The organism is Micromonospora sp. NPDC003197, assembly GCF_053590565.1.
The window spans coordinates 1-13,507 of sequence record NZ_JBSFTE010000037.1; the positions used below are offsets into that span (position 1 = coordinate 1).

Sequence of the window (13,507 nt, forward strand, 5' to 3'; positions counted from 1 at the left end):
GGTAACGACGGCGGCGATACGCCTGTTACCGGGAATTCCCGGTAACGACGGCGGCTTTGTCTGCGGCTCGCCTGGCCGCCCACCCAATGGCGGCCGACCGACTGTGGTCAGGGCTGGCGGGGCTCCACGATTTCCCCTTCGATCGCCACCCCGGGCGGGACATCCTGTGCGGCGGTAGGACCGGGCGACGGGGACGTACCGTTCGGCTGTGGCTGCCCGCGATACACCCGTACCCGACGGGGACCAAACAGGTCACCGGCCACCATCGCCGACACCCGCCGCTCGGCGGCGGACTGCACCTGTCGGCGGACCAGCCGCCGTACCGGCGGCACCACCAGCAGCAGCCCGACCGTCCCGGTGACCAGTCCCGGTACGGCCAGCAGCAGCCCACCGGCCAATCCCACCAGACCGTCGGTCACCTGAATCCCCGGTGGTTGTCCCGAATCGACGGCGGACCGGAACCCGCGCCACGCCCGCATGCCCTCCCGCCGCAACAGCAGCAGGCCCAGCGCCGACGCGGCCAGGACCAGCAGGATCGTCCAACCGAACCCGATCCACTGACCAACCGCCACGAACACGACAAACTCGGCGATCGCTGTGAGCAGCAGTGCCAGCGGCACCAACCTCAGTCCTCGGCGCATGTCACCTCAATCCGGATCTGCGGCCATGGGGATCCGCCCATCCAGCATGACACGCCCACCATCACGGCCAGCGAACCTGCCCGGTGGGCCTACCGCGTAACCCTCGTCGCAACGCCGCCCGCCGATCCCGCACACCCCAGACAGTGACCCGCCACAAAGCCTCACCGATGATCGTCGGGCTCATCTTGCTCGCCCCGTGTTCCCGCTCGGAGAACGTGATCGGCACCTCGACGATGCGGAATCCGGCCTGGTGGGCGCGGCGGGACAGCTCGACCTGGAACGAGAAGCCCTGCGACGACACCGACCCGAAGTCGATCTTCTCAAGCACGGGAAGCCGGTAGACCCGGTAGCCGCCGGTAACGTCGGAAACCGGCATCCCCAACGCCAACCGGGCGTACAGGTTCGCCCCCCGGGAGAGCACCAACCGGTGCCACGGCCAGTTGACGACCTCCCCGCCGGGCATCCACCGCGACCCGATCACCACATCCGCCGTACGGGCCGCGTCCAGCAGCTTCGGCAACTCCTCCGGGGCGTGCGAACCGTCGGCGTCCATCTCCACCACCGCGTCGTAGCCCCGGTCCCGGGCCCAGCCGAACCCGGCCACATACGCCGCCCCCAGGCCCTGCTTGCCGCTGCGGTGCAGCACGTGGACGCGCTCGTCGTCGGCGGCCAGCCGATCGGCCAGCGCCCCGGTGCCATCCGGGCTGTTGTCGTCGGCGATGAGGATCTCCACATCGGGTGCCGCCCGGCGGACCCGATCGGTGATCACCTTGACGTTGTCGGCCTCGTTGTAGGTGGGAATCACCACCAGGACCCGACCCACGCCGGGATAGCCGGCCCTACGGTCGGACTTCAGCGCCTCGCTCACCATGTTCCTCCGCCCCCGCCGGGTCACCGACGTCCCCCGTCGTCACGTCCCGCCGGGCCGCCCCCGGGCGGCGGCGTTCGCGCACCGCCAAGGCCAGGATCAGCACGGCCGCGGCCACCAGGGCCACCTCCGGCCACAACCCGACGCGGGTGGCCACCGTACGACCGTCCTGCGGCCGCAACTGTCGTACCACCACCTCACCGGTGTTGAAGCCGGTGGCGTCGGATACCCGCCCGGCAGGGTCAACGAACCCGGACACTCCGACTGTGGAGGCCATCAACGCCGGGCGGCCGTGCTCCACCGCCCGCAGCCGCACCATCGCCATCTGCTGCAGCGCCTCAGCCTCGTCGAACGTGGCGTTGTTGGTCTGCACCACCAGCAGCTGTGCCCCACCGGTGACCGTGTCCCGCACCACCTCGTCGTAGGCCACCTCGAAACAGATCACATCCCCCAGCACCGCCCCGGCGGCCCGGACCACCCCCGGGGTGCTGCCCGGTACGAAGTCCGCCCGAACCCGGTCGACCTCCTTGCTGACCATCCGGGCGATGTCGCGCATCGGGACATACTCGGCGAACGGCACCGGATGCCGTTTGACGTACAGCTGGTCCAGGTCCGGGCCGCTGCCCGGCTGCCACAGCAGCCCCACGTTGCGCACCTGCCCCGCACCCGGACCGGTCAGCACCGCCCCCACCAGGACCGGCACCCCGATCGCCGAGGCCGCCTCGGAGATCCGGGCGGCCGCATCCGGATACCGCAGCGGATCAATGTCACTGGAGTTCTCCGGCCATACCACCAGGTCCGGTTTCGGCTGCTGGCCACTGGCAGCCAGGGCCACCGTCGCGTTGACATGGTTGTCCAGCACCGCGCGCCGCTGGGCGTTGAAGTCCAGCCCCATGCGCGGCACGTTGCCCTGCACGATCGCCACGGTCAGCGCCTGCCCGGTCGGGGTGCCACCCGCCGGCACCAGCAGCCCGACCAGCATCAACAGCCCCGCCGCCGCCACCAGGCCCACCGCCGGCCGCCACCCGGTCAGCCGCCAGCCGCCGTCGGGGCGCCGCCAGGACCGCCACACCGCGGCCACCAGGCACCCCCCGGCCAGCGCCACCCCGAACGTCACCAACGGCGCGCCACCCAACGCCGCGACCCGCAGCAGCGGCGAATCCCCCTGGCTGAACGCCAACCGACCCCACGGGAACCCCCCAAACGGCGTACGGTCCCGCAGCGCCTCCTGCGCCACCCACAGCAGCCCCGTCACCATCGGCCACGACCAGCGGAACCGGTCCACCAGGGCACTGGTCCACGCCCCGGCCGCCCCCAGCAGCGCCAGATACGCCGCCTGCAACACCGACAGCAACACCCACGGCAGAGAACCGGTGTGCAGGTTCGTCCAGCTCAACAAGGGCGCGAAGAACACCAGCCCGGCGAGCAGCCCCAGTCCCGCCCCGGCGCGTAACCGCCGCCGGTGCACCGCAGCCGCCAGCAGCGCCACCCCGACCGGCGCCAACCACCACAGCCCGTACGGCGGAAACGCCACCAGCAGCGCCCCACCGGCCGCCGCCGCGGCCAGCACCGCCCACCCCAGCGGCATTGGACGAACCGCCCGGCCGTCGACGACCTCCACCGGCGTCTTCACCCCACCCCATCACGTCGCGTCCCAGCAGCGGGCCGCCAACCGCCACCGGCGGCACCGGCGACGAGAAATCTCCCGCCGAAGGCTACCGGCCCGGCCCGCCGGGACGCCGGCACCGCCCACCGCCCGTCGTGGCACGGGCCGGGCGGCCAACCGGGAAAGAACTACAGACGCGACATTCAGCCGTAAACGACCATCCGGGCCTGTCGAAAGTGAGCGGGATCATAGCCGGCAAAACGGGCGCCCTCGTGGCAGCATCCCGTGGGCGGCTCGACCCAAGAGCCGAAAAGAACGTGACACCACACCTGGAAAGGCCTGCGTGGCAATGACACAAGTCAAGAGCAAAGAGCGGTTGTGGACCCGGGACCTGGTCCTCGCCTCGATAACGAACCTCTTCCTGGCGTTCGTGTTCTACATGCTCATGACCACGATGGCCGGATACGCCATCGCACGCTTCAACGCCTCGGACACCCTCGGCGGCCTCACCTCCAGCGTCTTCGTCATCGGCGCCACCGTAGCCCGCCTGTTCGCCGGAAACCTCGTCGACCTGGTCGGCCGCCGCCGCACCCTCACCATCTCCCTCGTGGTGTTCCTCATCGCCTCCCTGAGCTACCTACCAGCCGACGCGCTCGACTCACTCGGCGTCCTGCTGGTCGTACGGGCCATCCACGGCGTGGCGTTCGCCGCCGCCAGCACCGCCGCCATGGCCCTGGCCCAATCCCTCATCCCCGCATCCCGCCGCGCCGAAGGCACCGGCTACTTCACCCTCAGCATCACCCTCGCCACCGCGCTCGGACCATTCGTCGCACTACTACTGGTCCACGGCCCCGGCTTCCAGGCGCTGTTCATCGCCGGCTGCATCGCCTCCGCGCTCGCAATGATCACCGCACTGTTCCTGCGCACCCCACACGTGCCGCTGCCCGCCGAACAGCGCGCCCGGCTACGCCGCTTCCACCCCAGGGACATGCTGCACGCCGACGTCGTCCCCGTAGCCAGCTTCATGTTCGTCATGGCCATCAGCTACTCCGGGGTGCTGACCTTTCTCAACTCCTACGCCAACGAACGCGGCCTCGAATCCGCCGCCAGCGTCTTCTTCCTCGTCTACGCCGCCGTCGTGTTCCTGGCCCGGTTCGTCGCCGGCCCACTACAGGACCGTCGAGGCGACAACCTCGTCGTCTACATCGCCATCGGCGCCTTCGCCGCCGGCCTCGCCGTACTCGCCAACGCCCACTCCAACACCGTCCTGCTCCTCGCCGGCGGCCTGATGGGACTCGGCTACGGCACCCTCATGTCCGCACTCCAGTCGATTGCGGTCGCCCGCGTCCCCATGCCCCGCATCGGCGTGGCCATCTCCACCCACTTCTTCATGATCGACCTTGGTGTGGGTATCGGCCCGATCCTGCTCGGCCTGCTACTCAGCCACACCGACTACGCCCAGATGTACCTGCTCCTCGCCGGTGTCGTACTCCTCGCCGCCGCCCTCTACCACCTGGTACACGGCCGCGTGGACCGCAACCGGCACCGTGACAGCACCCCACAGCCGACCGGGGCGGGGACGCACTAGCCCAGCCCACCAGCCAGCAGCAAAGGTCGGAACGGGAACGACAGCGGACAGCAAAATCGGGGCGCGGCCACTGGCCACGCCCCGATGCTCCCAGGCCCTCCCCGGCCGGTGCGGCAAAGGTATCCAGCACGACCTTCGGACCGACCAGACGCGGGCTGGCTGCCCCCGTAAGGCCGTTGTCTACTGGCCGCGTACATTCCCCTGCCCGTACACCGGTAACCGCGGCCGGTTCGCGCCGCCCCGCCGACCCCCGCCCGCTGGACCTGGCCGCCGCGACACAAGAACCATGTCGCTCGGCCAGCGGACGAAGAGACGAAGCGAACAACAGCCGCTTCCCGTAGTAGGACTCAAAGACGGTACGTGGTCGACCCCGGTAACTGTCAACCGCCCCCGGCCAGTCGCCCAGATCGGCTCGGCGTGTCGCACCCGACGCGCCTCGACCACTACCCGGGCTTCCCCGATCACCGGCCGCCCGACCCCGCCACATCCACCAAATGCCGCCGCAGCAACGCCACCGCCGCCCCCGGATGCTCGGCGGCCAGCAACCCACCCGCCGCCAACACGTAGTCCACGTCCACCGCCGTACCGGCCGCCCGGGGCAACGCCCAACCACCAGCATGGTCGCCCAGCACCGCGCCCAACACCGCCGCCGACCGGGCCGGCTCGGCGTGGCGAAGCACACCACCGGAACCAATCAACAACCGCACATCCCGCAGGTCCCGGGCCGCCCGCTCCCCCACCGAACCACCCCGCACATGCCGACGCACCGCCACCGTCGCCGCCAACGCCGCGATCCGCTCGTCGACCGCCCGTTCGGCCCCGCCAACCGCCAGATAACCCGGGTCGGCTGCCCGCGCCGCCGCCGGCTGCACCAACACCGCCCGCTCCGCCTCGGTCAACAGCCGTTCCGCCGTAGCCGCCTCGACGACACCCGGCGCGCTCCACCGCATACCCAGATCACCCTCGACGGTGCGGGCCCGCCACAGGGTGCCCGCCGCCGCCAACCCCGGCCCGCCCGCCGACTCGTCCGGAGTCAACGCCGAATACACGTCCGTGGTCGCCCCACCCACATCCACCACCAACAGATCCCCGCCGGTGTGGTCGGCCAGCAACTCCACCCCGGTCAGCACCGCATCCGGGGTGGCCGCCCGTACCAGGCCCGCGAACCGACGCCCCCGCGACAACCGCTTACCGCCGATCACATGCCGCAGGAACACCCCCCGGATCGCCTCCCGCGCCGGACCCGGCCGCAGCACCCCGATCCGGGGCAGCACATTGTCAGCCGCCGTCACCGGCACCCCCCGCTCGGCGAGCAGACCCGTCAGCGGCCCCCGCACGTCCCCGTTCCCGGCCAACACCACCGGAATCCGCCACCGGGCCCGAGCCAACCGGGACGCGTTGTGGGTCAACACCTCCGCATCCCCGCCATCGGTACCGCCCACCAGAAGCACCACGTCCGGGCGGGCGGCCCGCAACGCGGCCACCCCCGCCCCGTCCAACGGGCCCGCCGCGACGTGCACCACCCGTGCCCCCGCCGACAGACCCACCCGGTGCCCCGCCTGCGCGGTCACCAACTCCTCGTAGCCCACCACCGCCAGCCGCAACCCACCGCCAGCCGACGAACAGACGTACCACGGCATCGACGAGCCGTCCGGAAGCCCCACGGTGGCCTGCGCCACCGCCGCGTCCAACCCGTGCAGCACATCCGTGCCGACCGTCGTGGGCTGGGTCGCGGTCGCCACCAACCGCCCGTCTCCGAGGTCCACCACCGCGACCTTCGTACAGGTGGAACCCACGTCGGCACAGACCGCGTACACGTCACAGGCCCCCAGGGACCGCCCCCGGCGCCGCCGCCGGGGCAGCGACCGGCACCACCACCGTGCCGGTCGCCGACACCGCCACCACCGGCTCGGCCAACACCTCCGCCGCCGACGCCCCCCGGTCGGGCCGGCCCCGGCACACCACCCGGCACTCGAAGTCGATGGTGCGACTACGGTTACCCACCCGGGCCACCGTCGCCACCACCTCCAACACGTCCCCGGCCCGCATCGGATTACGGAACTGCACCTCCGAATAGGACGCGAACAACCCCTCGTCCCCGTCGGTACGGATACACACCTCCGTGGCCACATCACCAAACAACCCCAGGGCGTACGCCCCATCCACCAGGTCACCGGCGTAGTGGGCGTGCGAGTACGGCACATAGCGCCGATGGGTCACCGTCAGCCCGAGACGTGGATCAGTCATGCCGCCGCCTTCACCTTCTGTGTGATCAACGCGTGGACCAGATAACTGGCCACCTCACTCGGGGTGGTGCCCCGACCGAAGATGCGGTCCACCCCCAACTCCCCGGTCATCTTCTCGTCGAACCGCGGCCCACCAACGATCAACAACGGTCGTTTCCCGGCCGGCATCGCCTCCCGGAACGCCGCCGACATCTCCCGGGTGTTGTGCAGATGCGCATCCCGCTGGGTAACCACCTGCGACACCAGCACCGCGTCGGCGCGTTCCGCCCGGGCCGCCTCCACCAGATCCGGCACACTCACCTGCGCACCCAGGTTCGTCACCTTCAGCTCGCGGTAGTACTCCAGGCCCTTCTCCCCGGCGATGCCCTTGACGTTGAGGATCGCGTCGATGCCAACCGTGTGCGCATCGGTGCCGATGCAGCCACCCACCACCGACAATTTGCGCCGCAACCGCTGCTTGACCAGCGCGTTGACCTCCTTGGCGGACAACAACGGAAAGTCCCGCTCCACCACCTGCACCGCCGACAGGTCCACCAGATGATTCACCCGCCCATAGACGACGAAAAAGGTGAAGCCATCGCCCATCTGCTTGGCATGCACCAGCATCGCCGGGTCCATGCCCATCTTCCCGGCCAACTGCAACGCCGCACCCTCGGCCCGCTTGTCGTGCGGCACCGGCAAAGTGAACGACATCTGCACCATGCCGTCACCGGTGGTGTCCCCGTACGGCCGCACAATCGGCCCGCTCATCGCCCCTCCCCCTCGGCCACCGACGAGCCGGCCGACGGAGCCTCCAGGATCTCCGTAGCCGGGTTGTAGTAGCCGTCGGCCTGCGCGGCCACCCCATCCAGGCCCTTGCCCCGATCCGCCGGCCGCTTCATGATCCCGAACGTGCCCTCGGCGATCGCCGTCAACAACGTGTCGTCACCGATCCGCTCCAACAACCCCACCGCATCCGACAACACCCGATTCGCCCGCTGCTGGATGAACCCACCCGACGCCGGCACGAAATCCTCACGCAACCCGCCAGCCGCCCCCAACACGTACCGCACGTTCTGCAGAGCAATGTCCCGATCAGACAACCACGGCGTCACCACCGCCTCGGTCATCATCCCCACCAGCAGAATCCCCTGCCCGGTCAGCGTGCCCACCAGGTTGAAGAACCCATCCAGCAGGTTGCCCCGGAACACATCACCGGTCATGTGCTTCGTCGGCGGCATCCACTTCAACGGCGCATCCGGGAACAACTCCCGCGCCAACAACGCGTGCGCCAACTCCAACCGCAACGACTCCGGCACATCCGGATTGATCTCAAACGCGTGCCCCAACCCCAACTGCCAGTCCGCCAACCCCGCCTCATGGGCGAAGAACTCGTTGAGCAACTGCGACACCGTCACCGTGTGCGCCTCATCCACCGCATCCGCAGTGGTCAGATAGTTGTCCTCACCGGTGTTGATGATGATCCCCGCCCGGGCGTGCACCTGACGAGAAAACCGCTGATCCACAAACGTCCGAATCGGGTTGATGTCCCGGAACAGAATCCCGTACATCGAATCGTTGAGCATCATGTCCAACCGCTCCAGGCCAGCCAACGCCGCCATCTCCGGCATACACAACCCAGACGCGTAGTTCGTCAACCGCACATAACGGCCCAACTCCTTCGACGAGGCATCCAACGCCGCCCGCATCAACCGGAAATTCTCCTGCGTCGCGTACGTCCCCGCGAACCCCTCCCGGGTCGCCCCCTCCGGCACATAGTCCAACAACGACTGCCCCGTCGAACGGATCACCGCGATCACATCCGCCCCGGCCCGCGCCGCCGCCTGCGCCTGCGGAATGTCCTCGTAAATATCCCCGGTCGCCACAATCAGATAGATCCACGGCCGCTGCTTCGGATCACCCCAACGCCTGACCAGCCGCTCCCGCTCCACCCGCCGCCGGTCGATGAGCCGGATCCCGGCCCCCACCGACCGGCGAGCCGCCTTCCGCGCCGCCGTAGCCGCTTTCCCCGCCGGCACCTCAAACCGCACCGACCCCGCCGCCGCCTTCTGCGCCAGCAACGTCAGATCATCCACACCCTCCCGAGCCAGGGCATCGAACACCGGCAACGACACCCCGTGCCCCAACCCCACGTCGGCGACCACCGCATCCACCAACCGGTTCACCCACGGAATCCCATCCGGATCCGCACCCGTCACCCCGGCCAGCCGCAACACCGCCCGCTCCACCGACACAGTGGTATGACTACGCGCCAAATCCACCACCGGCTGACCGGCCCGCCGCGCCAACTCCCGCGCCCGGCCCACCAACACCGGATCCAAAGCCAGCTTCCCGCTCACGGCGTCGTCCCCTCCTCATAGATCACCTCACCGCGCAGCACCGTACGCCGACACACCGGCAACGGCGTCGGATCCTGCGGCCCCCGCAACTCCGCCACCTCCGACACCAGCACCGGCAACCCCCGATCCACCCCCGCCGGCGTCGACCACACCGCAAACGTCGCCGGCGCCCCCGGCACCAACACCCCCTCGTCGTCGTGGTGCACCGCCCGCCAACCACCCCGGGTATGCGCCGCGAACGCCGCCCGCGCACTCAACCGCTGCGCCGGATTGAAATGCGACATCGCCGCCCGCACCGAACCCCACGGATCCAACGGCGTCACCGGCGAATCCGAACCCAACGCCAACGACACCCCGACCCCATGCATCGCCCCCACCGGGTTCGACTCCAACGAACGCGCCCCCCCCAACCGCGACGCGTACATCTGCTGCTCGCCACCCCACAACCGGTCAAACGCCGGCTGCACACTCGCCACGATCCCGTACTCCACGAACCCGGCGATCGTCGCCTTGCTCATCAACTCGGCATGCTCCACCCGATGCCGAGCCGCCCGCAGCCGCTCCACCCCCAACGTCCGCGCCGCCAACCCAAACCCCGCCACCACCGTGCCGATCGCCGCATCCCCGATCGCATGAAACCCGCCCTGCATCCCATGCTCGGCACAATCCAACAGATGATCACGCACCTGCTCGGCGGTGACATACCCGTGCCCACAACCCGGCTCGTCCAGGTACGACTCCGACAGAAACGCCGTACGCGACCCCAACGCCCCATCCGCGTACAGATCCCCACCCGCACCGACCGCACCCAGGTCACGAGCCTTCGCCGAGGCCATCAACTCGCCCCAATAGCCGTATACCTCCGGCAGACCCGCCCCGGACAGCGCCAGCACACTAGTCAGGTCGTTCTCATCCGACGTCCCCGGCCCAGCACACTCGTGCACCGCCGCGATCCCCACCGACGCCGCACGACGTAACGCCGCCCGCTGCACCGCCGTCAGCTGCACCGACGAGAACGACCCGAAAGCGATCTCCGCCACCCGATGGTGCGCGTCCAGCCGCAACCAACCCGACTCGTCATACCCGGCCAACCCCGCCGCCCGCGCGTCAGCAGCCATCATCGCCGTCGAACACAACGCCGAATGCCCACAGACCCGCGACAGATACACCCGCCGCCCCTGCGCCGCCCGATCCAACTCCCGAGCCGTCGGCAACCCCGGCCGCGCCCACCGCGACTCATCCCAGCCGTTGCCGAACACCATCGCGTCAACCGGCAAATTTGCGGCGAACACCGCCACCGCATCCAGAATCTCCGCCCCCGACCCGACCCCCGTCAGGTCCAGCCCCGTCAGCGTCAAACCACTACCGGTGGCATGCATGTGCGCGTCCACGAACGCAGGCGTCACCAACGCATCATCCAACTCCACCACCCGATCGGCGGCCGGCGCGTCGGCATCCATGCCCACCCAGGCAATCCGCCCGTCACGCACCAACAACGCCGTCGCCTGCGGATCCGCCGGACAGTAGAGCCGTCCACCACGGTAAAGAGTCGAGGGGTTCGTCATGCCACTCAGTCTGCCGTGAGCCGCGCCGAAAACAGATTCCGCACCCCGGCGACCTCCCGCACCAACGACAACGCCAACTCGGCGTGCCCCGGCACATAGCCATTACCCACCAGCATCGTCACGTCCGCCGCCAGACCCTCCGCGCCCAACGCCGCCGCCGCGAAACTCGTCGCCATCGAAAAGAAGATCACCGTGCCACCGTCGGCCGTAGCCAGGATCGCCCCATGCTCGCAGCCCGGCACATCCACGCACACCACCGTGACATCCGCCGGACCGCCCAACGCACCGGAGACCGCCGCCGACAACGCCACCGGATCCCGAGCGTCGGCCAGCACCACATCCGTGGCCAGGCCAGCGGCCACCAACCGGTCCCGCTCCGCCGACACCGGCACCACACCCACCGTACGACCGGCACCCGCCCGCGTCGCCGCCGCCAACGACAGCGAGCCGCTCTTACCCGCGCCGCCGATCACCGCCACCGTGGGCCGGTCGTAGCCGGCCACCACCCGGGCGGTCAGCGCCGGCGCACCACACACGTCCAGCACCGCCAACGACAGCATCGGGTCCAGATCGTCGGGCAGCACCGCGGCGATCGACCGGGCGAACAGAATCGCGTGCCCGGAACAGGGCACCTGCTCGCCGCGCCCGTCCCAGGAGGCGAGCCCGTCAGTGATAGTCAGCGGGGTCAACGTGAGCGACACCAGGGTGGCCACCCGGTCGCCGGGCTTGACCGACAACGGTGACTCCGGGCCGACCTCGTCCACGACGCCGATCAGCATGCCCCCCGACCCGGTGACCGGATTCTGCATCTTGCCCCGGCTGGAAATGATCTCCAGCACCTCGGCCCGCACCGCCGCACCATCACCGCCGTGCTTCTCGGAGAGCTGACGGAAACTCGCCGCGTCGAGATTGAGCCGCTCCACCCGGATCCGCACCTCGTCAGCGCCGATCTCGCGACTCGCGTCCAGCCGTAGCGCCGCCTGCGGCAGCACCCCCGCCGGCTCGACCACTCGATGCAAACCCACTGGAGACGTCACGGCGGCCCTCCTCCCACCCGTCGGCCAACATCCAGCCGGTCACTCGACGGCCGGTCGCTCGACGGGAAAACTTCCGGCAGAATAGTTTCTCAGCAGGATATTTTCCAGTAGCCTTCGTGCGGCCAAGAGCATCACGCGGGACAAGAGGAGGGCTCGTGACACAGACACACCCGGTTGAGACCATCCCTCAACCCCGCCACGCCGCCACCGACCCGCCCCAGAGCGCCGCCGGACAGCCCTACGAATACCGCCGACGGCCCCTCGTCGAACCCGACTGGACGCGCTTCCCCGGCTGGCGGCACGTCACGCGGGAACAGTGGGAATCCGCCCAATGGCAACGGGTCAACTGCGTCAAGAACATCAAGCAACTGCGCGCCGTACTCGGCGATCTCGTCGACGAGTCCTTCTACGCCGACCTCGCCGCCGACCAGGCCGACCTGGCCACCATGTCGATGCTGGTCCCGCCGCAGATGCTCAACACCATGGTGCCGTTCGAACCGATGAGCACCGAGGCGTTCCTCGCCGACCCGGTACGCCGCTACATGATCCCGGTCGCCTCCGACCGGCGCACCGACTGGCCATCGCACCCGTACGCCAGCCGTGACTCGCTCCACGAGCACGACATGTGGGTCGCCGAAGGTCTCACCCACCGCTACCCCACCAAGGTGCTCGCCGAGCTGCTCTCCACCTGCCCGCAGTACTGCGGGCACTGCACCCGGATGGACCTGGTCGGTAACTCCACCCCGGCAGTGGACAAGCTCAAGTTGACCCTCAAGCCGGTCGACCGGTACGACGCCCACATCAGCTACCTCAAGGCCCACCCCGGCGTACGGGACGTGGTCGTCTCCGGTGGCGACGTCGCCAACGTGCCATGGCGGAACCTCGAGTCGTACCTGATGCGGCTACTGGAGATCGAGACGATCCGGGACATCCGACTCGCCACCAAGGCGCTGATGGGCCTGCCACAGCACTGGCTCCAAGCCGACGTGGTCGAGGGCCTGGAGCGGGTCGCCCGGACCGCCGCCCGTCGCGGTGTCAACCTCGCCATCCACACCCACGTCAACCACGCCCAGTCCATCACCCCGTTGGTCGCCCGAGCCGCGCAGACCGCTCTCGAGGTCGGCGTACGCGACGTCCGCAACCAGGGCGTGCTGATGCGTGGCGTCAACGCCAGCTCGTCCGACCTGCTCGACCTTTGCTTTGCACTCCAGGGCGAAGCGGGCATCCTGCCGTACTACTTCTACATGTGCGACATGATCCCCAACGCCGAGCACTGGCGGGTCCCGGTCTGGCACGCCCAGCAACTCCAGCACGACATCATGGGCTACCTGCCCGGCTACGCCACTCCCCGGATCGTCTGCGATGTGCCGTTCGTCGGCAAGCGCTGGGTGCACATGCTCACCGAGTACGACCGTGAGCGCGGCATCTCGTACTGGACCAAGAACTACCGCACCTCCATCGAGTCCGCCGACCTGGAGGCGCTCGACAAGCGTTACGCCTACTACGACCCGATCGACACCCTGCCCGACTCGGGTCAGGCGTGGTGGGCGCGGCAGGGATCCGACGTTCTGGCCTGAGAGTGATCCATCCATGGTGAAGGGGTGACCGGATATCCGG

11 protein-coding genes are annotated in these 13,507 nt (G+C 69.3%); 2 read left to right on the forward strand and 9 right to left on the reverse strand.

Translation table 11 applies throughout. The features are described 5' to 3' along the window. Nucleotides 1-107 precede the first annotated feature (107 nt). From ACWDV4_RS28190 to lnt, 3 genes are all read right to left on the reverse strand, one after another. Nucleotides 108-641 carry an FxsA family protein gene (locus ACWDV4_RS28190; RefSeq protein ID WP_449984802.1) on the reverse strand — a complete coding sequence of 178 codons (534 nt, stop codon included), beginning with the start codon at nucleotides 639-641 and terminating at the stop codon, nucleotides 108-110. A 61-nt stretch (nucleotides 642-702) separates the two neighbouring features. Next, complete coding sequence (locus ACWDV4_RS28195; protein ID WP_449984804.1) at nucleotides 703-1,512, reverse strand: polyprenol monophosphomannose synthase; 810 nt, start codon at nucleotides 1,510-1,512, stop codon at nucleotides 703-705. Then, complete coding sequence (lnt, locus tag ACWDV4_RS28200) at nucleotides 1,481-3,097, reverse strand: apolipoprotein N-acyltransferase (protein ID WP_449984937.1); 1,617 nt, start codon at nucleotides 3,095-3,097, stop codon at nucleotides 1,481-1,483. The genes ACWDV4_RS28195 and lnt overlap by 32 nt, the downstream gene beginning before the upstream one ends. Before the next feature lie 367 nt (nucleotides 3,098-3,464). Between lnt and ACWDV4_RS28205 the strand changes: the two genes are divergently transcribed. Then, nucleotides 3,465-4,703, forward strand: coding sequence for an MFS transporter (locus ACWDV4_RS28205; protein WP_449984940.1), 1,239 nt, complete (start codon nucleotides 3,465-3,467; stop codon nucleotides 4,701-4,703). Between the two features lie 461 nt (nucleotides 4,704-5,164). Here ACWDV4_RS28205 and ACWDV4_RS28210 read toward each other — a convergent pair whose 3' ends face one another. From ACWDV4_RS28210 to kdd, 6 genes are read right to left on the reverse strand one after another with little or no spacing between them, the layout of a single operon-like run. Beyond that, on the reverse strand, nucleotides 5,165-6,520 hold the full coding sequence (locus tag ACWDV4_RS28210; RefSeq protein WP_449984807.1) for a glutamate mutase L: 1,356 nt from the start codon (nucleotides 6,518-6,520) through the stop codon (nucleotides 5,165-5,167). A gap of 1 nt (nucleotide 6,521) precedes the next feature. After that, nucleotides 6,522-6,950 (reverse strand): 3-aminobutyryl-CoA ammonia lyase, encoded by a 429-nt coding sequence (kal, locus tag ACWDV4_RS28215; RefSeq protein ID WP_449984809.1) that lies wholly within the window; start codon nucleotides 6,948-6,950, stop codon nucleotides 6,522-6,524. Beyond that, on the reverse strand, nucleotides 6,947-7,699 hold the full coding sequence (kamE, locus tag ACWDV4_RS28220) for a lysine 5,6-aminomutase subunit beta (RefSeq protein WP_449984811.1): 753 nt from the start codon (nucleotides 7,697-7,699) through the stop codon (nucleotides 6,947-6,949). The genes kal and kamE overlap by 4 nt, the downstream gene beginning before the upstream one ends. Next, nucleotides 7,696-9,288 (reverse strand): lysine 5,6-aminomutase subunit alpha, encoded by a 1,593-nt coding sequence (gene kamD, locus ACWDV4_RS28225; RefSeq protein ID WP_449984814.1) that lies wholly within the window; start codon nucleotides 9,286-9,288, stop codon nucleotides 7,696-7,698. Before kamD ends, kamE begins: the two co-directional genes overlap by 4 nt. Next, a complete protein-coding gene (locus ACWDV4_RS28230) occupies nucleotides 9,285-10,853 on the reverse strand; it encodes an amidohydrolase (protein ID WP_449984817.1) in 1,569 nt (522 codons plus the stop codon). The genes kamD and ACWDV4_RS28230 overlap by 4 nt, the downstream gene beginning before the upstream one ends. 5 nt (nucleotides 10,854-10,858) lie before the next feature. Then, on the reverse strand, nucleotides 10,859-11,890 hold the full coding sequence (gene kdd / locus ACWDV4_RS28235) for an L-erythro-3,5-diaminohexanoate dehydrogenase (protein WP_449984820.1): 1,032 nt from the start codon (nucleotides 11,888-11,890) through the stop codon (nucleotides 10,859-10,861). 155 nt (nucleotides 11,891-12,045) lie between these two features. On the opposite strand from kdd, the gene ACWDV4_RS28240 reads away from it, so the two are divergent. Next, nucleotides 12,046-13,467 (forward strand): KamA family radical SAM protein, encoded by a 1,422-nt coding sequence (locus ACWDV4_RS28240; protein ID WP_449984822.1) that lies wholly within the window; start codon nucleotides 12,046-12,048, stop codon nucleotides 13,465-13,467. Nucleotides 13,468-13,507: the final 40 nt, after the last annotated feature.